The 23,089-nt window shown below is 62.3% G+C and carries 21 protein-coding genes; 12 read left to right on the top strand and 9 right to left on the bottom strand.

Translation table 11 applies throughout. The annotated features are described in order from the left end of the window. Positions 1–54 precede the first annotated feature (54 nt). The 9 genes from C8348_RS06400 to C8348_RS06360 form a co-directional block, all read right to left on the bottom strand. Positions 55–1,503 (bottom strand): alkaline phosphatase family protein, encoded by a 1,449-nt coding sequence (locus tag C8348_RS06400; RefSeq protein WP_106752472.1) that lies wholly within the window; start codon positions 1,501–1,503, stop codon positions 55–57. Next, positions 1,500–2,456, bottom strand: a complete 957-nt coding sequence (locus C8348_RS06395) for a sugar phosphate isomerase/epimerase family protein (protein WP_106752471.1) — start codon at positions 2,454–2,456, stop codon at positions 1,500–1,502. The genes C8348_RS06400 and C8348_RS06395 overlap by 4 nt, the downstream gene beginning before the upstream one ends. Beyond that, complete coding sequence (locus C8348_RS06390; RefSeq protein WP_106752470.1) at positions 2,453–3,400, bottom strand: sugar phosphate isomerase/epimerase family protein; 948 nt, start codon at positions 3,398–3,400, stop codon at positions 2,453–2,455. Before C8348_RS06390 ends, C8348_RS06395 begins: the two co-directional genes overlap by 4 nt. A 3-nt stretch (positions 3,401–3,403) precedes the next feature. After that, positions 3,404–4,279: an ABC transporter permease gene (locus tag C8348_RS06385; protein WP_106752469.1), complete on the bottom strand. Its 876-nt coding sequence runs from the start codon at positions 4,277–4,279 to the stop codon at positions 3,404–3,406. Continuing rightward, complete coding sequence (locus C8348_RS06380; RefSeq protein WP_208983635.1) at positions 4,276–5,229, bottom strand: ABC transporter permease; 954 nt, start codon at positions 5,227–5,229, stop codon at positions 4,276–4,278. The genes C8348_RS06385 and C8348_RS06380 overlap by 4 nt, the downstream gene beginning before the upstream one ends. Then, a complete protein-coding gene (locus tag C8348_RS06375) occupies positions 5,226–6,239 on the bottom strand; it encodes an ABC transporter ATP-binding protein (protein WP_106752467.1) in 1,014 nt (337 codons plus the stop codon). Before C8348_RS06375 ends, C8348_RS06380 begins: the two co-directional genes overlap by 4 nt. Beyond that, positions 6,236–7,216 carry an ABC transporter ATP-binding protein gene (locus C8348_RS06370; protein WP_198646951.1) on the bottom strand — a complete coding sequence of 327 codons (981 nt, stop codon included), beginning with the start codon at positions 7,214–7,216 and terminating at the stop codon, positions 6,236–6,238. Before C8348_RS06370 ends, C8348_RS06375 begins: the two co-directional genes overlap by 4 nt. Before the next feature lie 63 nt (positions 7,217–7,279). Further along, complete coding sequence (locus C8348_RS06365) at positions 7,280–8,857, bottom strand: ABC transporter substrate-binding protein (RefSeq protein ID WP_106752465.1); 1,578 nt, start codon at positions 8,855–8,857, stop codon at positions 7,280–7,282. A gap of 600 nt (positions 8,858–9,457) precedes the next feature. Then, complete coding sequence (locus C8348_RS06360) at positions 9,458–10,540, bottom strand: nuclear transport factor 2 family protein (protein WP_244293948.1); 1,083 nt, start codon at positions 10,538–10,540, stop codon at positions 9,458–9,460. Positions 10,541–10,767: 227 nt separating this feature from the next. Between C8348_RS06360 and C8348_RS06355 the strand changes: the two genes are divergently transcribed. The 12 genes from C8348_RS06355 (at position 10,768) to C8348_RS06300 (ending at position 22,724) form a co-directional block, all read left to right on the top strand. After that, entirely contained in the window at positions 10,768–12,024 is a 1,257-nt protein-coding gene (locus tag C8348_RS06355) for an ABC transporter substrate-binding protein (RefSeq protein ID WP_106752464.1), read from the top strand. A gap of 156 nt (positions 12,025–12,180) precedes the next feature. Next, entirely contained in the window at positions 12,181–13,209 is a 1,029-nt protein-coding gene (locus tag C8348_RS06350; protein WP_106752463.1) for a carbohydrate ABC transporter permease, read from the top strand. Beyond that, positions 13,206–14,090 carry a carbohydrate ABC transporter permease gene (locus C8348_RS06345; protein WP_106752462.1) on the top strand — a complete coding sequence of 295 codons (885 nt, stop codon included), beginning with the start codon at positions 13,206–13,208 and terminating at the stop codon, positions 14,088–14,090. Before C8348_RS06350 ends, C8348_RS06345 begins: the two co-directional genes overlap by 4 nt. A 4-nt stretch (positions 14,091–14,094) precedes the next feature. Beyond that, a complete protein-coding gene (locus tag C8348_RS06340; protein ID WP_106752461.1) occupies positions 14,095–15,141 on the top strand; it encodes an ABC transporter ATP-binding protein in 1,047 nt (348 codons plus the stop codon). A gap of 39 nt (positions 15,142–15,180) precedes the next feature. Further along, a complete protein-coding gene (gene hisD / locus C8348_RS06335; RefSeq protein ID WP_106752460.1) occupies positions 15,181–16,491 on the top strand; it encodes a histidinol dehydrogenase in 1,311 nt (436 codons plus the stop codon). 4 nt (positions 16,492–16,495) lie between these two features. Continuing rightward, positions 16,496–17,539: an ester cyclase gene (locus C8348_RS06330; protein ID WP_106752459.1), complete on the top strand. Its 1,044-nt coding sequence runs from the start codon at positions 16,496–16,498 to the stop codon at positions 17,537–17,539. Then, positions 17,536–18,303, top strand: coding sequence for an SDR family NAD(P)-dependent oxidoreductase (locus C8348_RS06325; protein WP_208983604.1), 768 nt, complete (start codon positions 17,536–17,538; stop codon positions 18,301–18,303). Before C8348_RS06330 ends, C8348_RS06325 begins: the two co-directional genes overlap by 4 nt. Continuing rightward, positions 18,300–19,325, top strand: coding sequence for a LacI family DNA-binding transcriptional regulator (locus C8348_RS06320; RefSeq protein WP_106752458.1), 1,026 nt, complete (start codon positions 18,300–18,302; stop codon positions 19,323–19,325). The genes C8348_RS06325 and C8348_RS06320 overlap by 4 nt, the downstream gene beginning before the upstream one ends. Next, positions 19,322–20,296, top strand: a complete 975-nt coding sequence (locus C8348_RS06315) for a nuclear transport factor 2 family protein (protein ID WP_106752457.1) — start codon at positions 19,322–19,324, stop codon at positions 20,294–20,296. Before C8348_RS06320 ends, C8348_RS06315 begins: the two co-directional genes overlap by 4 nt. Positions 20,297–20,338: 42 nt before the next feature. Further along, positions 20,339–21,307, top strand: coding sequence for a cupin domain-containing protein (locus C8348_RS06310; protein WP_106752456.1), 969 nt, complete (start codon positions 20,339–20,341; stop codon positions 21,305–21,307). A gap of 26 nt (positions 21,308–21,333) precedes the next feature. After that, positions 21,334–22,032: an alpha/beta fold hydrolase gene (locus C8348_RS06305; protein ID WP_106752455.1), complete on the top strand. Its 699-nt coding sequence runs from the start codon at positions 21,334–21,336 to the stop codon at positions 22,030–22,032. Next, on the top strand, positions 22,032–22,724 hold the full coding sequence (locus tag C8348_RS06300; RefSeq protein WP_106752837.1) for an RraA family protein: 693 nt from the start codon (positions 22,032–22,034) through the stop codon (positions 22,722–22,724). The genes C8348_RS06305 and C8348_RS06300 overlap by 1 nt, the downstream gene beginning before the upstream one ends. Positions 22,725–23,089: the final 365 nt, after the last annotated feature.

Below are 23,089 nucleotides of genomic sequence, written 5' to 3'. Positions count from 1 at the left end.
CCGGTTCCATGCAAACGTCACGGCGTTGAGCTGGCCCCACACGTGTGCAACCGTTTATGCGCGCCCGCCGTGATCCAGCACCCAGGCGCCAGCTGTTCGCCGCCGTTCCAGTACCTGCGCAAAGTCGCCGCTTACGGCTGTCTGCCGGTCAACCTCGATCGCGGACAGCGATCCATCGAGCGTCAGAGGATGTCCGGACATCGCTCCTTTCGGCAGTCCCAGCAAGTCAAGGATGGTTGGCGCAATGTCCGGCAAGGCACATGGCTGATCGTCGCGAACCCCGGCAGGCCCTCCGGGCAGGCGCAGGTTCAGGACCGTTGCCATCTCGTGGCGATTGAGGCCGCCATGCATGCCACCGCCCACTGCAACTCCGCCCGTCATCAAACCGCGCCCCGGCAGACCGAACCGATCCGGGCCTGTATCCGACGACATCACGTAGAACAGCGAAGGAGCCCGGGCATGATCAAGGTTCACCAGGGAGAGCGGAAAGGCGCCGGCAACAATGGGCAGCAGATTGTCGCGCGCAAACACCATGCCGATCTCCGGGCGCTGCATGAGCCATTTGGCCAGTTCCGGCGCGATGGTCGCCTCTTCCCGCAGGCAGCGCAGTTCGCCGCTGTTGCCAAGTGTGAGGGCAACAGCGGTGTCGGTCTCGGGACGTACCCGCGCGTCGAAGCCGTCTTCGCGCAACAAGGCCTCGATCTCGAACAGGCCGGTCGTGGTGATCTGGCCATGGTCGGACACGGCCATCACCGCCGTAGCCGTGCCGCGCGGTCCTTGGGTTGCCGCATCAAGGATGCGGGAGAAGGCAGCATCAGCTGACGCCAGCACCGCGTTGGCCTCATCTGACCCCAGACCGTGACTGTGCCAGGTGCTGTCGGGTTCGCAAAGCCAGACCACCAGGACATCCGGACTGTCGGCGGTATTCAGGCTGGTCAAAGCAACTTCGGCAGCATAGGCCAGCTGGTCATGTTTGGGGGTGCCGCCTTTCGGCAGCGGACCATGCAGGTTCTGTGCCTTGTCAACGGCATCGGGGGTTTGCGTGTGGCCGGTGCCGTGGATCGAGAAGGTCCAGTGGCCTTTGTTTGCCGTGACTTCCGGGTTGCAGAGATAGGCAGATCCGGATGATCCTGAGTGGACAACGGCCATCTTCCTGCCTGCCGCTGCCAACGCTTCGCCAAGGGTCTGCGGAGCGACGACCCGTCCCCAGGCCTCCCGCGCAAGGGTGAGATGTTCGAAGCCGGATGTGTCCAGGGCCCGGCCCTGGATCACCTGTGGCTGATGCATCGAATTGCCGACAATTCCATGCATGCGCGGCCAATGGCCGGAGCCGATCGAACTTGTCGCCACGCGCGTGACCGAAGGAAACACAGACCTTGCGCCCGTGAACACCACGCCCGATTGTCCGAACGCCTCCAGCACAGGCATTCTTCCCGCGATCATGTCGGGACGGAGCCCGTCGAAGACGACGACCACCACGCGGTCTGCGGTCCCGGTTGTCATGCGCTTGCCCCGGTCTTGATAGTGGCATTTGCCTTCATCTGACGGGCATTGACGGCGGCGGCAAACCCCTGCGCTGCGGCAAGGGTTGAGGCTTCGCTATGGACTTTGAAGTTTGACTTGATCTCGATCACGATGCGCGTGTCGGGCAGGACGGTCAGTTGAGCCTCCAGCGCCGCAAAATCCACAAGGCCGAAGCCGGGGGGCGCGTGCATGTCACCCAGGCCGAAGAAATGCGCCTCGCCCATGTGGCGGCTTGCGATGGTTGCGGGCCAGCCAGTGCTGTCGGAATAGTGGATGTGGCCGATATGCGGCGCCAGCCGCAGGCAGGCTGCGATCATGTCGAAGCCCCAGAGCGTTGCCCCCTGCTGCGCATGACTGATGTCCAGGCAGGCCACCACAGCAGGATGGTTCAGCGCTTCCAGTTGCTCGGCCAGTTGCGCGGGATCAAGCGAATAGGATGTTTCCAGACCGTCGATCACTCGGGCGTTGGGAGAAATATTCTCATAGGCGATGCGCACGCCGAGGGCTTGCGCCCGGTCGGCGACTTCTGCCAGCAACTCGCGCTCGAAGGCCAGAAGCTCCGCGCGCCGGTTTACCCAGTCGAGCGGGGTGCAGCGGCCCGGATGCAGGACCACCACCCGTGCGCCGATCTCCGCAGCAAGCTCCATTGAAACCAGCGCGGCGCGGCGCTGCAGGTCACGGTGTGCTTCATCCATCAGGTTGATGGCGATCGGGGCATGCATCGAATACGCGAGATCGTGCAAGGCCATGGCCGCGCGCACGGCGGCGACTTGCGACGGGATCAGGCGGCAGGCCACCACGGCATCCAGACCCGTTGCCGTGATTTCGGCACCGGTTGCGCCTATTTCGGCCAGATGAGCGAGTTTGGTTGCAAGCGTGGCTACAGAACCCGCTGCGTCGCCCGTGTTGAAACCAGTGGCGATGATTGTCATTTGAAAGCGTCCCTGTAGGGGTTCAAGAGCTCTGCCCCGGTATTGACGTGGGCTGCGATTGCGTAGGCGGTTGAAACCACTGTTGCCGCTTCGCTCCGGAAGCGTCCGTTCAGTTCAATTCCGCCAAAGGTCTGCGGCCTAAACCGCATTTTCGGCAGCAATTTCGCCCAGGGGATGGACCCCATGAACATCGGGGCGTGCATGTCTCCAAGGCCGAGTGTTGCATCGTCACCCGGATCGCCGGTGTTGCCGCGGCGACCGAAGTTGTCGTGCAGATGCAGATGCCAGACGAAGGGGGACAGGGTTTCCAGGGCGGCGAGGTAGTCGAAGCCCATTGCATGGGACGACAGCCAGCCATGCCCGAAATCAAGACAGGCTCCGACATGGTCATGGGCGACGGCGTCGAGCTGGGTCGCAAGCATCACCGGATCGGCGCTATAGGCGACCCAGGGCGTTTCCGGCCCGCCGATCAGGTTCTCCATCGCCAGTCTGACCCCGGCCTTGCCGGCCAGGTCGCCGAGCCGCCGCAGGCGATCCCGCTCCAGCGTGCGTCGGGCCTCACCTTCTGCGATATGCAGATCGCGCGGCAATACGCCCGGGTGCAACACCATCGAGCCGGCTCCCAGCCGTTCACAGGCAGCGATCGAGGCCGCTGCCGCCGCCTCGTGCAGATCCGCGTCAACCGGATGCATCAGGTTGATTGCGTGGTTGGCATGCAGCACGGGGACAAGACCGGCCTCTGCCACGATGGCTGCAACTTTCTCTGTCCGGGGGACGTTCAGCCGTCCGCCGACAACGAAGTCCAGCCGGCGCGCAGTCAACTCCACGTGGCTGCAGCCGATCTCCCGGTACCAGTTCAAGATGCCGGCAAGCTGGTCGATGTTGCCCGGAACCATGTCCGTCAGGTTCAACCCCACGCCGTCGATGATGGGTTCAGAAGTCATGTCCTATCCTTGCGAAGTGGGATCGAGACGGGCGCGCAGGTGGTCGCCCAGAATGGAGATCGACAGGGTGGTGAAGAAGATCACCAGCCCCGGTATGACGGCCAGCCACCAGGCGTTGATGAGGTAGTCGCGCCCGTCGCCCAGCAATTGTCCGAGCGAGGTCAGTGGCGGGCGGATGCCGAGCCCGATGAAGGACAGCGAGGTTTCAAACAGGATGGTCTCGGGGAAGTTGATCGTGATCTGGATGATCAACGGTCCCATGATGTTCGGCAGGACATGGCGCGCGTAGATGCGGGCAGGGCTGCCGCCAAGGGCATGGACAGCCAGCGCATACCCCTCCTGGCGCGCGGACAGGACTAGGCCACGTGTTATGCGGGCGTAGCGTTCCCAGCCGTAAATCCCCATCAGGAACAGGAACACGAGCATGGAATTGCCAAGAAATGCCAGTACGGCCAGCGCGATGATGAAATAGGGCATGGACGCGCCGAAATCGACGAGCGCGCTGATTATCTCATCCACCCAGCCGCCATAGTGGGCGGCCAGGAAGCCCAGCCCCGTTCCAAGCACCGCCCCGAAGATCGTTCCCAAGAGCGCCAGAGCGATGGACGTCTGTGTGGCGACCAAAAGGCGTGACAGCAGATCCCGGCCCAACCTGTCGGTGCCCAGCAAATGGTCGGCCGAATACCCTTCAAGTGGAAACGGCGGCTTCATTCGATCCAGCAGGCTTATTTGCTCGAAAGCATAGGGCTGGATTGCCTGGGCAAAGAGCGTGATGAAGAGGATCAGCATCAGGAAGCCGGATGCCAGTGCGACACCAATTTGCAGGCTGGGACGCTTGCGGATGCTTCGGATCCGCGCCTTTTCAGAAAGGACGGTCATGCTCTTGCCTCCTGACGGGGGTCGCTTGCTCGTCTTTGGTCGCGGGCCCTGGGGTCGAGCCAGCCATACAGAAGGTCGACAACGAGGTTCGTCGCGATCATGGTGGCGGCCAGAAGGATCAGAATTGTCTGTACGACTGCCAGATCGCGGTTGGCCACCGCGACGGTAACGAGCCGACCGAGTCCCGGCCAGGCAAAGACTGTCTCCGTTACCACCGCCCCGCCGATCAATTCGCCGATCTTCAGGCCGACGATGGTGACGATCGGGGCGACCGCATTGGGAAAGGCATGGGAAACCACCTGCCGCAGTCGCCCGGCTCCTTTGGAGCGGGCGGTGCGCATGTAGGGGCGGTTGGAGACATCGATCATGGCCGAGCGGGTGAAACGCGCGATCTGCGCGGCAAATGCCGTGCCGAGGGTGAAGGCCGGCATCACCAGCTGTGCCCATGTGCCGGACCCTGAGGACGGGAGCCAGCGCAGATGCAAGGAAAACGCGAGGATGAGGATGATCCCCAGGAAGAAGTTGGGCATCGAGAAGCCGAAGACGGCAAAGCTCATCACGCCACGGTCGATGGCGGTGCCTTTGTACCGTGCGGCGATCACGCCGAGCGGGATGCCGATGAACAGTGCCATCCCCAGACCGCATACCCCGAGGAGCAGTGTCTTCGGCGCCCGTTCCATTACCATGTCCCATGCGGGCATGCCGGAGCGCAGGGACATGCCGAAGTCGCCTGTCAACAACGACTGCCAGTAGGCCAGGTATTGTTGCCAGAGGGATTTGTCCAAGCCCCACTTGGCCCGGTAAAAGTCGCGTACCGCCTGCGTGACATCGTCCGGCAGCAGAATGTCCGTCGGGTCACCCGAGATCCGCAACACCACGAAGACGAAGGTGATGACTAGCCAAAGGGTGAGGGCGGCTCGCAGCAGTTTCACGGCAACGAAGCGCATCAGGCAAACTCCCGCTTTGCCGCAATGTGCCGGGGGACAAGCGCGACTGGGTTGATGTCTTCGGACCTGTGGCAGGCCACTTCATGCTCTCCCAGTCTGCGCAGCACCGGCGGCTCTGCGGCGCACCGTGCGATGGCGTGGGGACAGCGCGGATGGAACCGGCACCCGGTTGGCGGAGCCAGCGGGCTTGGCAGATCCCCTGTGATAACTGCGCGCTTGGGTAAAGCTTCTGGATCAGCGGCTGGAATGGCTGCCAGAAGCGCGGCACTGTAGGGGTGGCGTGGATTGGCAAAAAAGTCCGCCTTGGGGGCATGCTCGACCACCTGCCCCAGATACATGACATAAACCCGGTCGGCGATATGGCGCACCACACCGAGGTCATGACTGACGAAGACGTATGCAAGTCCGAGTTCTTCCTGCAGGTCTTTCAGCAGATTTACGATCTGCGCCTGGATGGAAACGTCCAGCGCAGAGACTGGTTCGTCCAGTACCAGCAGATCGGGTCCCAGGGCCAGGGCCCGCGCCAGGATCACGCGTTGGACCTGGCCGCCTGACAGTTCATGCGGGTAACGATCCCAAAGATGCGCGCCAAGGCGCACCATCTCCAGCACGGCCTGCGTTCGTGCGGCCGGGTCGGGGCGGCGATGTATCGCCAGCGGTTCGCGCACCTGGGTCCGGATTGTGAGGCGCGGGTCAAGCGAGGCGCCGGTATCCTGGAAGACGCATTGCATTCTCGCCCTGAGGGCGCGCCACTCTGCGGTGCTCAGACCTGAAAGATCGATGTCGTCAAACGTCACAGTTCCGGTTTCGGTGCGGGCCAGAGCCAGCAGCAACCGGGCCAGAGTGGATTTTCCGCAACCACTTTCACCAACGATTCCAACAGTTTCCCCGCGATTTACATGCAGAGACACACCGTCGACAGCGCGAAACCTCGGAACGCGGCGAAACCAGCCCGCCCGACCCGCAACATAGCTGCGGGACACGTCTTTGGCTGACAGGAGAGGCGAGGTCATGCCGCAATCCTCACGGCGCCCGGCTTGTGGCAGGCAAGGAACCGACCTGACCCATCTCCCGCCACCTGTGGGTCCTGGCGTTCACAAGTCGCGTCGGCATGCGGACAACGCGGCGCGAAGGCGCAACCGGATGGAATGGCGTTGAGCGGCGGGACGACGCCGTCAATCGTGACGAGGCGCGCGGCGTCGCGATCGATCCGTGGACGCGCACCCAGCAGTCCCTGGGTGTAGGGATGGCGCGGATCTGCAAACAGCCGCCGCACGGGCGCACGTTCGACCACACGTCCCGCGTACATCACTGCGACATCGTCGGCCGCCCGGGCCACGACGCCCAGATCATGGGTTACCAGCAGGACCGCCATGCCCATCTCGGCCTGCAGGTCCGCGATCAGATCGAGGATCTGCGCCTGGATAGTCACGTCCAGCGCGGTCGTCGCTTCGTCGGCGATCAGTAGCCGCGGACGCCCCGCGATCGCCAGCGCGATCATCGCCCTCTGGTTCATGCCGCCGGAAAAGCGGTGGGGATAGTCACGGGCCCTGGCCTCCGGGCTGGGGATGCCGACGCGGCCCAAAAGGCGCACCGCTTCGGTCCAGGCTTCGGCCTGTGTGACGCCCCGGCGCAGACGCAATGCCTCGGCGATTTGCCAGCCGATGGTCCGGACAGGGTTCAGGCTTCCGGTGGCATCCTGAAACACGCTTGCAATGTTGCGGCGGCGCAATTCAAAGGCGGCCGCACTCGACAGGCTGAAGACGTCGGTACCCTCGAAGCGAAAGCTGCCGCCGCTGATACGGGTGCGGTGCGGCAACAGGCCGGCCACCGCCAGACAGGTCATCGACTTGCCGCATCCACTTTCACCCACCAGGGCCAGGGTCCGGCCGGTGTCCAGGCTCAGCGAAACTTCGCGCACTGGCTGAACCTCGGTTCCATCCCTGCCCAGGATGCTGACGCGCAATTGGTCGAGTTCAATGATTGGCATTGTTGGCCTCCTCAAATGCAGGGCGGGCGGCCTCATTCGTTGCCGCCCGCTTGTTTGATTGGCTCAGTTGGATGCGTTGCCGAAGGTCAGGTTGTAGGGACGGAAGTCCATGTAGTAGAGGCCGTAGGGCTTCCAGTTGATGGACTTCTTCATCGCGTAGCTTTCCAGCGGGTTGTAGAGGATCGTGCCCGGAGCCTCGTCATTCCAGATATCAAGCGCTTCCCGATAGGCCGTCTTGCGCTCTGCCCAGTCCATTGAGGTCACAAGCACATCCTGCAACTCGTTGAAGCGTGCCGGCGCAGCCCAGGACCGTTCCGGTGCCTTGGCATTCTTCTGGATCGACGAGTTCTTGCCCCATTGCGGCACGAAGCTGCCCAGCGGATCAGGGAAGCGGTGCGTGTTGGACCAGGGCAGGATGTGGACGCCCTTTTCCTCGGCCTGGGTGAAGTTCTCGACCGGCTGCAGTGAGACGTTCAGCCCGATAGCGGCCCACATCTGCTGCATGGCCTGCGCGGCTTCGAGGCTGAGAAGGTAGTAGTTCAGCGGCAGGCGATAGACGATTTCCTCGCCGGCGTAACCTGCTTCGGCCAAAAGGGCCTTTGCGCGTTCCGGGTCGTAGGCGAAGTCCGGGAACTCTTCGATCCACATGTCATAAGAGCGCAACTGGTGACCGTTCGGCGTGTAGTTGGCATTCTCCCACAGGGCCTCGCGCAGCAAGGCGCGATCGATGCCAAGGCTCAGCGCCTGGCGGACGCGCTTGTCGGCGAGCGGGCCGTAGGGGAAGAACCGGAGGACATGGGAGTTGTCGAGGACGATACGCTCGACCTTCAGGTCGTCGTAGCCGCGGATCACTGGAACCTGGTCCGGCGGAATGTTGACAGCGATATCATACTCGCCGGAGACCAGCCCAGCGATGCGGGCCGATACCTCAGGAACCACACGGTAGGTGATCGAGGCAGCGGTCGGCTTGCCGCCGAAGTAGTCGTCATGGGCAACGAGGCGGAGGAATTCGCCATCCACCCATTCCTCGACCTTGTAGGGGCCGGTGCCGACAGGCTTGCGCGCATAGTCGGCCGCGCCACGGGTCAGGTATTCGCGGGCGTTGACGATCCAGAACGAGTAGCCTGCGATACGCTGCTCCATCAGGATGTCGGGCTTCTTCGACACGATGCGCACGCTGTAACGGTCGAGCGGGATCACATGACTGATGGAGTTCATGTAGGTCTTGGCTTCGCCGAACAACGGGCTTTGTCCAAGGCCGCGCCCCGGGACCAGCGAGAAGGCGACGTCATCCGACGTCATTTCATCGCCGTTGTGGAACTTCACCCCTTCGCGAAGCTTGAAGTCCATGGTCCGGTCGTCGACACGAACCCAGCTTTCCGCAAGGCCCGGGACCAGAGCTGCAGAGGTGCCGCTGCCATCGGAGAGAAAGTCGCGGCGGATCAGGCTGTCGAACAGTGTGTAGGTGATGCGGACGGCTACATTGCCCTGTTCCTCGATTGACTCAAGGCTTGCCGGCAATGTGTTCACAGCAACAGTCAGGTTGGGTCGATCATCGGCCAGGGCGGGCAGGCTGATCAGAGACGCGATGATTGCGCCTCGCAGCAGTCTGGCGGTTTGTAACAGTAGTGTTGTGGGCATGAGAGCATCCTTTCCCGAGACATTTCGTCCCGGGAACTTCACTCATTCGAATGACGTGCGAGATTCCTTTTGTTGAATTTTTCGCGATTAAAATATGAAAGATAAATGTATTTTAGGTGGCTTACTGTGAGTCTTTGCCGTTAAGGGGTAAGTCATATTAAGTATATTTTTCAAAGTATTAATAATTCAAGGCTGTCAATTCGGAGGTCGCGCGCATGGCTCCGATTTCACAAGATAAGGGTTATTTCGAATTATAGCGGGTTTTCCGTTTCGTGCCTTGTTTCAACATTTCGGTATCTGGGTGCAGGCTTTCAGTTTTTGTAAATTTAGGTTAAGTTGATACCCTGGAAAGTGTATGAAAGCCTTGGTTGTCTTCGGGCGCCCGACTGGACAGGAGCCTGCGGGGGCTGACACGCGAAAGAAAAGCACTGGTGACGGCCAGGGTCTATGGGCAGCTCAGGACCTTGGAACAGAAGAAGCTTCTCATATCAAGTGACCCATCCTGAACAGTCTTGAGGACACCATTCATCATTGGCTGTCCACGTTCTGACGCATGCTGCACAACAGGCACACAATTTTTCAGTATGTTCTAGAGGCTGCCTAGATCTGCTGGCGCATGCGCTCCAGCAGGTCGACACCCATCTGCCGGAAGAGGTCCAGCATGTCGAGCGGCACCCAGTTTTCGCGGATAAGCTGTTCGTTGTGCAAGTAGAAATCCATCACGCGCATGAACACCGGCTTGCCCGACGGTGGCATGCCGCAAAAGCCGCCGCCGACATGCTGGGCATAGACCGAAGGCCAGCCGCCGGTCACGGAATAAGGGCCGTCGCCGATGCGGATGTAGTGACCGGCTCCATGGCGGGCGCGCTCGGCCGTGACCTCCTCGAATGTACCCTGCGGCCGGGCAAATGCGATGCGGAAAGGAAGCTGGTGACCGGTGACGAAGCCGTCGAGGCCGCGCGTCGTGCCGATTGCGGCCGGGCCGTACCACATCATTTTCGGATGCCAGTGATCCTTCTGCGGCATGGCAATGAGGGCCTCGCGGGACAGCATTCCTTGATCATCGAACTCGGCCAATGTCTTGTGCATGGCGAGCGTCTGGGCAAGGCTGGCCCGGCCAAGGGCGGGATCGGACGGTGACAGACGCACACCATCGGCCGTGATTGGCCCCGGCCATGCTTCTTCAACGCCCATCGATGGCCCCAGGGGCCAGACGCCAGCCTGCCGCATGACATCCAGCACATCCCACAACAAATTGGCCTGGACCACGCGGCCATCGGCGTCCAACTGCCAGACCTCGCCATAGCGAAGATAGATCGTGCGTCCGGTCGCCGGTATGCCGAGCCAGTCGCCACGCATCGTGCCGCAGTAGCCACCCGTTGCGGCGAAGAACGTCTTGCCCAGGTAGCTTCCGGCAAGGAAGATCGTGTCGCGTCGCTCCAGATCCGGGAAGGCCTGCTTCAACGGCTGCCAGATCCGGGCAAGCGCGGCGGCAGTGCTGCTGACTTCGTTCATCGGATGGGCGGCACGCCACTGGCAATCCGGCGCGGCAAGGGCCGCAAGCTCGGTCTGAAGCCTGTCGACAGGGCTCTCCGCGATCCGCAGGAGAGCGGCATGGAGCGCTCGGCGCATCGATGCCCCTGGTGTCGCGCTTGCGTCAAAGCCTTCGGTCAGTTCCAGCATCTTTCAAGCTCTCCCCCTTGCAAGCACGGCTGATTTCGCGGGCATGGTTGCGGCCATGCAGCCACTGCGTTTCCGCCGGTCACGCAGTCAAAATGCCCTGCTTGACCAAATTTTGCAAACGTATGCAATTTTGATGTTGCATACGTTTGCAAAGCTTGCAATCGTGAAGTGGCAGCCGCGCTGAAAAACAGAAAACTGGGGCAGTGCGGGCAACACGGAGGAGAACGATGACCATTTCCATCCAGCGCCTTGCGCAGACTGTTCTGTTGAGTGCTACGGCGCTCGCCTGCACCGTCGGGATTGCAAATGCTGACTGCGGTATCAAGTCGGGCCGCGTTTCAATTGTTGGCAACGAGTTCCCGGCGATCAAGACGGTGGCGGCAAACGCCGCGACCTGTGCCACTTCGGCCGTTGAAGTGAAGTCGAACCTGACCGCTGACCATCAGAAGATCAACCTGGCCGGCATGAGCGGCAATCCCGCAGAGTATACGTCCGCCGTGATCGCGACGTCTTCCATCGTGGCCTTGTTGAACGAAGGCGTCATTCGCCCGCTCGATGAACTGGTTGCAGCCCATGGTCAGGATATTCCGAAGAACCGCCTTGTCACGATCGATGGCAAGGTGATGGCCGTCGCCTTCATGGCAAACGCGCAGCATCAGGTTTATCGCAAGGACGTGCTGGAGAAGGTTGGTGTCCAGCCGCCGAAGTCCTACGAAGAGATGCTTGCGGCTGCCGAGAAGATCCGCGCGGCCGGAATCATGCAGTACCCGGTGGGTGGCGCCTATGCCGCCGGCTGGAACCTGGGCCAGGAATTCGTCAACATGTACATCGGGATGGGCGGCGAATTCTTCAAACCCGGAACGGCGGAAGTTGCGGTGAACAATGACCAGGGCGTGGCTGCGCTGGAAATGATGAAGAAGCTGACCGGCTACATGAACCCGGACTATCTCACCCACGATTCCAACGCCACGTCGGCGGAATGGGAGGCCGGCAACGTCGCGCTGATGAACATGTGGGGCTCGCGCACTGGCGTGCTGGTCGATACCGAGGGCTCCAAGCCGGAAGTTTACGAGAACACCATGGTCGGCGCGCCGATGACCGTCGGCGGAGGGGCAATTCCTGCGACGACGCTGTGGTGGGACGGCTGGACCGTCGCCAAGAACATCTCCGACGCAGATGCCGAGGCAACTTTCATTGCGATGAAGCGCGGTTCGGGCCCTGAAATCCTCAATGATGCCACGATGCGGGAAGCTGTCTGGATGATTGAAGGCTACAAGCCGGCTCCGATCAATGAAGGCGTCATGCAGACGATGACCATGGGGGCCAAGCCTTACCCGATGCTGCCCTATATGGGGCTGCTGCACACGGCGCTGGGGGACAATATCGCCGACTTCCTGACCGGCAAGGAGGACGCCAAGACAACCCTCGCCGACATCGAAGCCGCCTATACGGCTGCGGCCCGCGAAAAGGGCTTCCTGAAGTAACAGGCAGGGTACCGGCCAGGTCACTTGCCCCTGGCGCTGCCCGTTCGACCCATCTGCTCTCCTCCGGAAGACGCGAGGGCGTTCCGGCCGCTGCCTTTGGCACGGTCGGGACGCGCAGCTGGGATCCTTTTCCGTCCGGATCGAGAGGCGGCCTCAATGAAGCATCGCACTTTTTTCTGGTTTTTTCTGCCCTCTGCGGCAGCCATGTTCCTCTTCATTGCCCTGCCGATCGTTTCTGTGCTGATGCAGTCTGTCTTTGCGCCGCATCAGCAGGTTGTTCGGGAGGTTGAAAATTGCTCGGTGTTTGGCTGCACCAAGACCACGACAGTTGATCTCGCTGCAACCGCAGCGTTGCGGGAAGCCGAGCCGCTTGGCCGCTTTGTCGGCGGGAGCATCTACACGGACCGGAACCATCTGGCCTTCTCCGAGGTGGCAGTGCTGGCGTCGACCGCTGACGGAATATCCACCTTCCTGGATGGTCTGCTGAACCTGCCCTTCTATGGTGCCTTGCTGTTCACGCTGACCTACACCCTGGTCGTGACGCCGCTGTCGATCCTGCTCGGCTTTGTCGTCGCCCTCGCAGTCAATGCCGTGCCGAGGTTCCTGCGCGGACCGATGATATTTGTCTCGCTGCTGCCGATGATCATCACACCGCTTGTGGGCGCCCTGATCCTGTTCTGGATGGTTGATGCCCGCGGCGTGTTGGGCGCTCTGATCCAGTCTCTGGCCGGTGATCCCAACCTGTCGGTCAAGGCCTCGACGCCGCTGATGTGGGCAATGCTCATGGTCTATGGCATCTGGTCGTCGGCGCCCTTTGCCTTCGTCGTCTATTATGCCGGCCTGCAAACCGTTCCGCAGGACACGCTTGAATCCGCGATGATTGACGGTGCGAGCCGCTGGGAGCGGATCCGCTATGTGATCGTCCCGCACCTTCTCCCGCTGACGACCTTCATGGCGCTGATCAAGATCATGGACAATTTCCGCGTCTTCGAGCCGATCGTCAGCTTCAACGCATCGGCCCACGCCCAGAGCCTCAGCTACTTCATCTACTCCGACCTCGGCGGCGAAACCCGCCTGCTGTCTTCGGCGGCGGCTACGTCCGTGCTGACCATTCTGGGTGTGGTCGTGTTGTTGTCACCGGTTCTCGTCCGCACCTGGAAAACCTATGGGAGGGGCGCAGCATGACAACCCGTATCGCCGACCGGCGTCCACCGGCGCTGCTGATTGCGCTCAACGGCTTTCTGGTCGTCTGGCTTGTGATTGCTGCCTTTCCGTTCCTGTGGACGTTCTGGGGCAGCTTCAAGGTCGAAGGCGATTTCTTCTCCAAGGCCGACTGGATGAATGCCATCACCGGTCCCCTGACGACAGCGGAGACCGGCAGCAGCTTTACCGCAACCGGGTATGTCGGCGCCTGGGTACAGGAGGAGTTCTGGCGTGCTGCTCTGAACTCCGCCATCGTGGTCGTCAGTGTGGTTTGTATCTCGCTGACCTTCGGGACGCTCGGCGGTTACGCCCTGGCCCGTTCGTCCTACCGGTATGCCTTCTGGCTGCTTCTCGTGGCGCTGGTATTCCGCGCCATGCCGCCGGTGACGCTGGTGTCCGGCTATCTGCTGCCCTTCTTCGAGTGGAACCTGTGGGGCCACCTGCCGACCGCGATCATTGTCCTTGTCGCGATCAACCAGCCCTTCACCCTTTGGATGCTGACGAGCTTTTTCCGCAATATTCCAAAGGACCTCGACGAGAGCGCCATGGTCGATGGCTGTTCCCGGTTCCAGGCCTTTCGCTATGTGATCATTCCGGTCATGTGGCCCGGCGTCATCACCACCGGCCTGTTCTCTTTCCTGCTTGCCTACAATGACTTCGCGGTGACCGCGATGCTGCTGTCGAAGGAAAACCAGACCATGATCCCGAAGATCGCCTCGTTCCTTGGCACGACGCAGACCAAGGGAAATGTGATGTTTGCCGTTTCCTCCGTTGTCTCCGTCACGGCACCGCTGTTCGTGCTGGTGATGTTCTTCCAGCGCCAGATCGTCAGCGGCCTGACCGCCGGCGCGGTGAAAGGATAAGCCGATGGCCAATATCGAACTTCGCAACCTGTCCAAGCGCTGGGGCAGCTTCACGGGCGTCCAGACACTGGACCTGACGATATCAGATGGCGAGTTCCTGGTTCTGCTTGGCCCCTCGGGCTGCGGCAAGACCACGACCATGCGGATGATCGCAGGTCTCGAGGATGCCACCGACGGTGACATCCTGATCGGTGGCCGCCGGGTCAATGATCTGGAACCAAAGGATCGCGACATTGCGATGGTGTTCCAGTCCTACGGTCTCTACCCGACCATGAGCGTCTACGAGAACATCCGCTTTCCGTTGAAGGTGCGGCGGATCCCGGAGGCCGAGCATCATGACCGTGTGATGCGCGCAGCCGAAACCGTGGAACTGACAGAGTTTCTTCAGCGCAAGCCGGCAGCCCTCTCCGGGGGACAGCGCCAGCGCGTGGCGCTTGCCCGCGCCATCGTCCGCAAGCCGAAGGTGTTTCTGATGGACGAGCCGTTGTCGAACCTGGACGCGAAGTTGCGCGTGTCGACAAGAGCCCAGATCAAGAACCTGCATCATGAACTGAAGACCACGACGATCTACGTCACCCATGACCAGATCGAGGCGATGACGCTCGCCGATCGGGTTGTCGTGATGCGGCGCGGCGAGGTCCAGCAGGTTGGCACGCCGCTTGAGATATATGATCGCCCGGCTAACACCTTTGTGGCGAGCTTTATCGGCAGCCCGGCGATGAACCTGATCGAAGGTGTTGTCACCGCAGGTATCTTTGAAGCGCCGCATGTGCGCATTCCCGGGTTGCAGGCCCCCGATGGGCCGGTCACGCTCGGCTTTCGCGCCGAAGATGCTGCGCTTGCAGACGGCGGCGAGATCACTGCCCCGATCTATTCGATGGAACTGCTCGGCGACAGTTCGATGGCAACGGTACAGGTTGGCGGCACGCTGGTTGCGATCAAGGCGCCCAAGGCCTTTGCAGGCAGCATCGGTCAGCCGATTGCAGCCCATGTGCCCGCCCGCATCTGCCACTTGTTCGACGCGCGCAGCGGCGCGCGCCTCTCGGCCTGACAACAACAAGCGCCGAGCGCAATTCCAGGGAGATCATTCATGGCCATCCAGCACCTGAAGTCCGGCAAGCCCGAAGCAGCCCGTGCCGAGGACGATGCAAAGGTCCGGACCACAGTCGAGACTATCCTGAAGGACATCGAGACGCGCGGCGACACGGCGGTGCGTGAGCTTGCCCGGAAGTTTGACGGCTATGACGCACCGCGCTTCCGCCTGACCCCGTCCGAGATCGAGGCGGCGATGCAGAAGGTCAGTCCGCGCGACATGGAGGACATCCGCTTCGCCCAGGTTCAGATCCGCCGCTTTGCCGAGGCCCAGCGGGCGTCGATGACCGATATCGAGGTCGAGACCCTTCCGGGCGTCATTCTCGGCCATCGCAACATTCCGGTGCAGTCGGTCGGCTGTTACGTGCCGGGCGGCAAGTTTCCGATGGTTGCCTCGGCGCATATGTCGGTTCTGACGGCCTCGGTCGCCGGGGTTCCTCGCATCATCGCCTCTGCTCCGCCGGTGAAGGGCGAACCGCATCCGGCCATTGTCGCCGCAATGCAGCTGGGCGGCGCGCATGAGATTTATGTGCTGGGCGGTATCCAGGCGGTGGGGGCCATGGCAATCGGTACCGAGAGCATCGAGCCGGTCCACATGCTGGTGGGGCCAGGCAATGCCTTCGTGGCCGAGGCCAAGCGCCAGCTGTTCGGCCGCGTTGGCATCGATCTCTTTGCTGGGCCGACCGAGACCATGGTGATCGCCGACGATACGGTGGACGCAGAGATCTGTGCGACGGATCTGCTTGGCCAGGCCGAGCATGGCTACAATTCTCCGGCCTGCCTGATCACCAATTCCCGCCGCCTTGCCGAGGCAACAATGGAGGAGATCGACCGCCTCCTGAAGATCCTGCCAACGGCCGAGACGGCTGCGGTCAGCTGGGCCGACTATGGCGATGTCATCCTGTGCGATACCTACGACGAGATGCTGAGCGTCGCCAACGACATGGCCTACGAGCACGTGCAGGTGATGACCGACCGGGACGACTGGTTCCTGGACAAGATGCATTCCTATGGCGCGCTGTTCCTGGGTGCGCGGACCAATGTAGCCAATGGCGACAAGGTGATCGGCACGAACCATACGCTGCCGACACGCAAGGCCGGTCGCTACACGGGCGGTCTCTGGGTTGGCAAGTTCCTCAAGACCCACTCCTACCAGAAGGTCACGACCGACGCAGCGGCAGCGACCATCGGTGCCTATGGTTCGCGCCTGTGCATGCTGGAAGGTTTTGTCGGCCATGCGGAACAGTGCAACGTGCGTGTTCGCCGTTATGGCGGACGCAACGTGGCCTATGGCACCGCAGCGGAGTAAGTCCATGGCAACGCCAGCCGAACTGAAGGACGCTCTGCGCCCCTTGCGGAAGGCGCTTGAAACTCCGTCAGCGGATCGCCTTCTTCCCGTGCTTGCGGCAGCCTTTGCAGACGATGCCCGTCTCGCGCTTTGCCATCCCTTCGGCACGCTGACGGGACCGGAGGAGTTCGAGCTGCAGGCGCTCGGGCCGTTGCTGACAGCCATACCGGATCTCGAGCGGCGTGACATGATCGTCATGGCGGGTTCCAGCCCTGAGGGCGAGGACTGGGTCGGTTGCATGGGCAACTACATGGGCACATTCTTGCGCCCGTTCCTCGGCATTCGCCCGACCGGTCATCTCGTGCACATGCGTTACCACGAGTTCTTCCGGCTCAAGGAGGGGCAGATCGTCGAGATGCAGGCGATCTGGGACCTGCCGGAACTGATGATGCAGGCCGGCGTCTGGCCGATGGCGCCGCAGATGGGCGCTTTTGTCTGTACGCCAGCCCCGATGAGCGGCGATGGCCTGACCGTATCAGGTGACGGACAGGCAGCGCTGGCGCATGTGATTGCCATGCTCACGGATCTGTGCCGGCATCCGGCTGACCTCGACCCCCAGGTGATGCAGCTCGATCGTTACTGGCATCCGCGCTTCAACTGGTACGGGCCGGCCGGGATCGGCACTGGGCGTAGCATCGCCGGTTTCCGAAACTGGCATCAGATCCCGTTCCTGAGTGCCATGCCCGACCGCAAGCTCGACGCGATGGGCGATCTCATGTCGCACTGGATCGGCGAGGGCAACTACGTCTGCGAGACCGGCTGGCCCAACATGCGGCTGACACTCAGTGGTGACGGCTGGATGGGCATTGCCCCAGCAGGCCGTGAGGTGCTTTTGCGCAGTCTCGATTTCTGGCGCCTGGAAGACGGTCTGATCCGCGAGAACTGGGTACTGGTCGATCTGCTCGATCTTTATCGCCAGATTGGGGTTGATGTGTTCGCCCGGCTTGCGTCTTTCAACAAGGCAAGGAACCTTGGGCCAATCACCGTTCCAGATGGATTAACCCCATGATCGACCTGCCAAAACTTCCCAGTTTCCGCCTTGACGGCCGTCGTGCCCTAGTGACAGGTGCCAGTTCCGGTATCGGCCTAGGTGCAGCTGCCGCGCTGGCTGAGGCCGGGGCCCATGTCACCCTGGTCGCTCGCCGTGAAACGGAACTCATGGCCGTGGCAGAGGCCATTCGCGCGAGTGGCGGACTGGCTGAGACCTGCAGCCTCGACATCACCGACCGCGTTGCCGCGGCCGACTGCGTCAACCGTCTTGGGCCGTTCGATATTCTGGTCAATTCGGCCGGGCTTGCGCGGCACTCGCCGGCGCTGGAGACGGAGGAAACCGATTTCGACGCCGCACTCGCGCTGAACCTGAAAGCTGCTTACTTCCTGACCCGGGAAGTCGCGCGTGGGCTGATCGCCGCCGGGCGTCCCGGCAGTCTCATCAATGTCTCCAGCCAGATGGGTCTGGTCGGCGGGCCGGACCGGGCCGTCTATTGCGCCACAAAACACGCACTCGAGGGCATGACCAAAGCCATGGCGCTGGAGTGGGGTGCCCATGGCATTCGGGTCAACACGCTTTGCCCGACGTTCATCCGCACACCGCTGGCGGAACAGACCCTGGCCAATCCGGAGCGGCGGGCCTGGATCCTGTCGAAAATCAAGCTGGGGCGTGTCGGCGAGATCACCGACCTGATGGGGCCAATCGTTTTTCTCGCCAGTGACGCATCGGCCCTCGTGACGGGCACGCATCTTCTGGTCGATGGCGGGTGGACAGCCGAATGAACGAGACCTCCCCCAAGATCACTGCACAGGATGTCGCGCGGCTGGCGGGTGTCAGCCAGTCAGCAGTCAGCCGCGTCTTCACGCCGGGCGCTTCGGCGTCGAAAGCCACCGTCGACAAGGTCCGAGCCGCTGCCGAGACTCTCGGCTACCGGCCTGATCCGCTTGCTCGGGCCATGATTACCGGGCGAACCCGGATCATCGGTCTCGTGGTCGCCTATCTGGAAAACCAGTTCTATCCGATCGCGCTGGAACGGTTGTCACGTGCCCTGCAGGAGCGCGGCTATCACATCCTCGTTTTCATGGCCGAGAACTCGACCGAGAAGGTGGCCGAAGTGGTGCAGGAGCTTATTGACTACCGGGTCGACGGCATCATCACCGCATCGGTTTCCTTGTCGAACGATCTCACCGGCCGCCTGGCCTCATTCGGCATTCCGGTGGTCAATTTCAACCGCGGCCAGAACGATCCGCGCCTGACGGATGTGACCTCGGACAACATTGCTGGCGGACGTCGGGCGGCGGAGTTCCTGATCGCCGCGGGGCATGAACGCATCGCCCATATCATGGGCTGGCAGGGCGCCTCGACCGGCCGTGACCGGGCTGCCGGCTTCCAGTCGGCGATGGAAGAGGCCGGGTTGCCAATCGTGGCGATGGTTGATGGCATGTATTCCCGTGAGCGGGCGGCGGCCGTGGCGCGCGAACTTTGCGCCGGACCTGAACGGCCGGATGCGATCTTTGTCGGCAACGACTACATGGCCTTTGCTGTGATGGACGAACTTCGCTTCGGACTCGGCTTGTCCGTACCCGGTGATGTGTCGATCGTCGGCTACGACGATGTGCCCCTGGCTGCCTGGCCAACCTACGCACTGACCACGATCCGCCAGCCGGTCAACCGCATGGTGTCTGCGACGGTTGAGGCGATCCTTGGCCAGATCGACCAGACCACGGGGCCGCAAAAGATCCGGATCGATGGCCCGCTCGTCGTCCGCAAGTCCTCGCGAATTCCCGAAGGATATACGCCATGAAAGGCTTTGACCCGCACTGGACGGATTTCCCGCATTACATTCTCGGCATTACCAAGGAAATCTGGGAAGACCGTGGTCTTGCGACCCTGCATCGCTACTACGCGCCCGACATCATCGTGCGAACGCCAGCCTCGGTCGCGCAGGGCAACGCCGGGGTGATCGCAGCGACCATGGCGACACTCGCCGAATTCCCGGACCGCACGTTGCTCGGCGAGGATGTGATCTGGTCCGGAACGCCGGAAACCGGGATGCTGTCATCGCACCGGATTTTGTCGACGGCGACGCACATTGGATCGGGCGTCTATGGTCCGGCCACCGGCAAGCGCCTCGTCTATCGCATCATGGCCGACTGCCATGCCCGCAACAACATGATCGATGACGAGTGGTTGATCCGGGATCAGGGCGCGATCGTGCGCCAGCTCGGGCTTGACCCGAAGGACTATGCCCGCCAGCAGATCGCGCGCGAGGGCGGGCCGGAGACCTGCCTGCGGCCGCTGACGCCTGCCACCGATCTCCCTGGTCCCTATAAGGGCAGAGGAAATGACGATGCTTCAGGCGAAGCTTTGGCCGATCTGCTCGGCGGCATCATGCACGCGGACTTTGCCCGCATCGGACGCGAGTATGACCGTGCCGCACAGCTGGAGTACCCCGGCGGCGTCACGGACCATGGACCCGGGGCGGCGGACAGGTTCTGGATGGAACTGCGCGCGGCCTTCCCTTCTGCGGAATTCCGTATCGATCACGTCATCGGTCGGGACGACCCCAAGATGCCCCCACGGGCGGCGGTTCGCTGGAGCCTCTGCGGCAAGCACTCCGGCTGGGGTCGCTTCGGCGCTCCGTCCGGTGCCGAGGTCTATGTGCTCGGCATCACCCATGCCGAGTTCGGCCCCTGGGGTCTGCGCCGCGAATACACCCTGTTCGATGAAACCGCGATCTGGCGACAGATCCTGCTCCACACCGGTGATCTCTGACACCTGATGTCTGCCCCCGGACACGACCTGAGGATGACCCCCATGACCCCGCAAGAAATGGAAGCCCGTATCGTCCGCTATGGCGACTTGCGTCCCTGCAAGACCGCCTTCATCGACGCCCATACGCCCGGTTCGAACCAGAAGGAGAACTTCACCATCATCGGTGGCGGCGTGTCGGAAAGTCCGGACCAGCATGTCCATATCCGGGAGACGCCAGGCTTCAACATCGGTGCGGCCGGTCAGCCGCCGAAGTGTCGCAACTCGCTGCATTCGCATCGCACCGCTGAGGTGTTCTTTGTCCTCAAGGGCCGTTGGCGGTTCTTCTGGGGCCGCCACGGAACGGCAGGGGAGGTGGTGCTGCAAGAGGGAGATATCTTCAACATTCCGACCGGCATCTTTCGCGGCTTCGAGAACATCGGCCTCGACTACGGGATGATCATGGCCATTCTCGGCGGTGACGACGCCGGCGGCGGCGTCATCTGGGCACCGCAGGTGATTTCGGAGGCCAGCGACTACGGGCTCGTTCTGGGCGCCAATGGCAGGCTCTATGACAGCAAGAAGGGCGAGCGCCTTCCTGACGGCATCGGTCCGATGCCGCTTCTGACCGAGGAAGAACTGAAGGCGTTCCCGGAGCCGACAACCGCTGAAGTTATTCCCAATTGCATCGCACGATACTGGGACCTGATGGCTCTGTCCGACCGGCAACCGGCCAAGGTCATCGGAGCGCAGGGCAAGCTTCGGGACAGGCCGGGCTTCGACGTCGAATTCCTGTCGCGAAATTCGTTGCCGGAAACCGCCTATGCACTGGACCGGCATGAGGTGCTGATGCCGGTGCGTGGTCACTGGCGGCTGAGCTGGAGCGGTGGCTCGACCGCGCTCAATCCCGGCGACACGGCGGCCATTCCTCCCGGGCTCGAACACAGCCTGACCCCATCGATGACCGGAGAGGCGAGCCTCTACCGTATCCTCAACACCGACGATCCTGCAGGCGCAACCGGCCGTCTCCTCTAGGCATCCGACATGACCTGGAGCTGCCAATGACACCTGATCTGCCACTGCTGCTGGTTCCCGGCATGATGTGCGATGCCCGCATGTGGGGGACGGTTCCGCAGGCCCTGCAGCCGCGTGACATTCGGCACGTGGCTCCGGTGGGGGAGGACAGCATGGCCGCGCTCGCGGCGGAAGCACTCCGGCAGGCGCCACCGCGCTTTGCCCTGGCGGGCCTGTCGATGGGCGGCATCCTTGCCATGGAAATGCTGGCCCAGGCGCCCGAGCGGGTCGAGCGTCTCGCCTTGCTTGACACCAATCCACGCGCTGAAGTGCCGGAGGTCCAGGCCCGGCGCGGGCCCCAGATGGCCCGCGCCCGGGCCGGCAGCCTTGAGGATGTCCTGCGAGCGGACATGATCCCGAACTATTTTGCCTCCGGGCAGGATACCGGCCCTTTCGAGGCGCTTTGCCTCGAGATGGGGCTGTCACTGGGAACGGAGGTCTTCATCCGCCAGTCGCTGGCTTTGCGCAACCGCGCCGACCGGCAGGAGGTGCTGGCAAGGTTTCAGGGACCCGCTCTTGTGTTGATGGGCGCTGAGGATCGGCTCTGCCCGCGCGACAGGCATGACCTGATGCATGCTCTCCTGCCGCAGTCGCGGCTGGTGATTATCGATGGGGCAGGGCACTTGCCTCCCCTGGAACGTCCGCAGGACACGATTGCAGCGCTGCGGTGCTGGCTGGAGGAATGATGAACCAGGACCTTCTCGCCCTGTTGCGGCGTGTTGATACACCGACAGTCTGCAACGCCATTGAAGTGGTGCAGGGGCGGCGCGGCTTTTCAGCCTTCACGCGTGGCACCATGATCTGCACCGAGCCCGGAACGGCCGTGGTCGGCTATGCCATGACGGCGCAGATTGCCGCAGTCGCTCCGCCGACGGAGCCGGCCGATGTCATTCGGGCCAGGCGCATGGCCTATTACCGGGCCATGCATGATGCTCCCAAACCGTCCATCGCGGTCATTGAGGATCTCGACTGGCCGCATGCGATTGGTGCCTATTGGGGTGAGATCAACACCACGGTGCATAAGGGTTTCGGGATGTCCGGTGCCCTGACCAATGGCGTCGTGCGTGACCTGGGGGATCTGCCGGCCGGCTTCCCGGTCATCGCGGGCAGCGTCGGCCCGAGCCACGGTTTCGTGCATGTGCGCTCTGTCGGTGAACCGGTGCGCATTTTCGGTCTGGCTGTGAAAGCCGGGGACCTGATCCATGCCGACCGCCATGGCGCGCTGATTATTCCGCCTGAGACAGTCCCGCACCTCGCCGATGCGATCGCAAGACTTCAGGCGACCGAGCGTCTGATCCTGGACCCGGCCAGGGCTGCAGGTTTCGACTTCACTGCCTTCGAGGCAGCATGGGGCGCTTTCGAGAAGGCGCGAACCTGACGGGAACCGAATGCGGGAATTGCTGTTTGATCGGCATTTTTCAAGCCCGATGCTGAGGAACGGGCTCTGGCCCTTCTTGGCGCTGGTTGGTGGGGCGGAAAAGACGCTTGGCTCCGCGGCCGCGTACTCTGGTACTCCGTTGACCGCCGGCAAGGCGTTCAAGCGTTTCCTCGTGTCATTGGGTGGTGGCTGAGTTTGCCTGGCCTGAACGCATGGCGAAGCAGTTTCTTGCTGTCTAAGCTACTCCCCGACTCTTGGACAGATTTCCGGATGATTTAAGCTACTGCCTGCACCTGCTGATCGGTTTGGGTTGCGTTGAAGTAGACCACGGCGGGTGGTTGTCCGCCATGGGCAGTATGCGGGCG

This window comes from Pannonibacter carbonis, assembly GCF_003012935.1.
GTDB classification, from domain to species: Bacteria; Pseudomonadota; Alphaproteobacteria; order Rhizobiales; family Stappiaceae; genus Pannonibacter; species Pannonibacter carbonis.
This window is presented reverse-complemented; position numbering and strand designations above follow the sequence as displayed.

Excerpts from the sequence above, each read along its gene's own strand:
- C8348_RS06400 (WP_106752472.1), bottom strand. The coding sequence starts at position 1,503 with ATGACAACCGGGACCGCAGACCGCGTGGTGGTCGTCGTCTTCGACGGG.
- C8348_RS06395 (WP_106752471.1), bottom strand. The coding sequence starts at position 2,456 with ATGACAATCATCGCCACTGGTTTCAACACGGGCGACGCAGCGGGTTCT.
- C8348_RS06390 (WP_106752470.1), bottom strand. The coding sequence starts at position 3,400 with ATGACTTCTGAACCCATCATCGACGGCGTGGGGTTGAACCTGACGGAC.
- C8348_RS06385 (WP_106752469.1), bottom strand. The coding sequence starts at position 4,279 with ATGACCGTCCTTTCTGAAAAGGCGCGGATCCGAAGCATCCGCAAGCGT.
- C8348_RS06375 (WP_106752467.1), bottom strand. The coding sequence starts at position 6,239 with ATGACCTCGCCTCTCCTGTCAGCCAAAGACGTGTCCCGCAGCTATGTT.
- C8348_RS06370 (WP_198646951.1), bottom strand. The coding sequence starts at position 7,216 with ATGCCAATCATTGAACTCGACCAATTGCGCGTCAGCATCCTGGGCAGG.
- C8348_RS06365 (WP_106752465.1), bottom strand. The coding sequence starts at position 8,857 with ATGCCCACAACACTACTGTTACAAACCGCCAGACTGCTGCGAGGCGCA.
- C8348_RS06360 (WP_244293948.1), bottom strand. The coding sequence starts at position 10,540 with ATGCTGGAACTGACCGAAGGCTTTGACGCAAGCGCGACACCAGGGGCA.
- C8348_RS06355 (WP_106752464.1), top strand. The coding sequence starts at position 10,768 with ATGACCATTTCCATCCAGCGCCTTGCGCAGACTGTTCTGTTGAGTGCT.
- C8348_RS06350 (WP_106752463.1), top strand. The coding sequence starts at position 12,181 with ATGAAGCATCGCACTTTTTTCTGGTTTTTTCTGCCCTCTGCGGCAGCC.
- C8348_RS06345 (WP_106752462.1), top strand. The coding sequence starts at position 13,206 with ATGACAACCCGTATCGCCGACCGGCGTCCACCGGCGCTGCTGATTGCG.
- C8348_RS06340 (WP_106752461.1), top strand. The coding sequence starts at position 14,095 with ATGGCCAATATCGAACTTCGCAACCTGTCCAAGCGCTGGGGCAGCTTC.
- hisD (WP_106752460.1), top strand. The coding sequence starts at position 15,181 with ATGGCCATCCAGCACCTGAAGTCCGGCAAGCCCGAAGCAGCCCGTGCC.
- C8348_RS06330 (WP_106752459.1), top strand. The coding sequence starts at position 16,496 with ATGGCAACGCCAGCCGAACTGAAGGACGCTCTGCGCCCCTTGCGGAAG.
- C8348_RS06325 (WP_208983604.1), top strand. The coding sequence starts at position 17,536 with ATGATCGACCTGCCAAAACTTCCCAGTTTCCGCCTTGACGGCCGTCGT.
- C8348_RS06320 (WP_106752458.1), top strand. The coding sequence starts at position 18,300 with ATGAACGAGACCTCCCCCAAGATCACTGCACAGGATGTCGCGCGGCTG.
- C8348_RS06315 (WP_106752457.1), top strand. The coding sequence starts at position 19,322 with ATGAAAGGCTTTGACCCGCACTGGACGGATTTCCCGCATTACATTCTC.
- C8348_RS06310 (WP_106752456.1), top strand. The coding sequence starts at position 20,339 with ATGACCCCGCAAGAAATGGAAGCCCGTATCGTCCGCTATGGCGACTTG.
- C8348_RS06305 (WP_106752455.1), top strand. The coding sequence starts at position 21,334 with ATGACACCTGATCTGCCACTGCTGCTGGTTCCCGGCATGATGTGCGAT.
- C8348_RS06300 (WP_106752837.1), top strand. The coding sequence starts at position 22,032 with ATGAACCAGGACCTTCTCGCCCTGTTGCGGCGTGTTGATACACCGACA.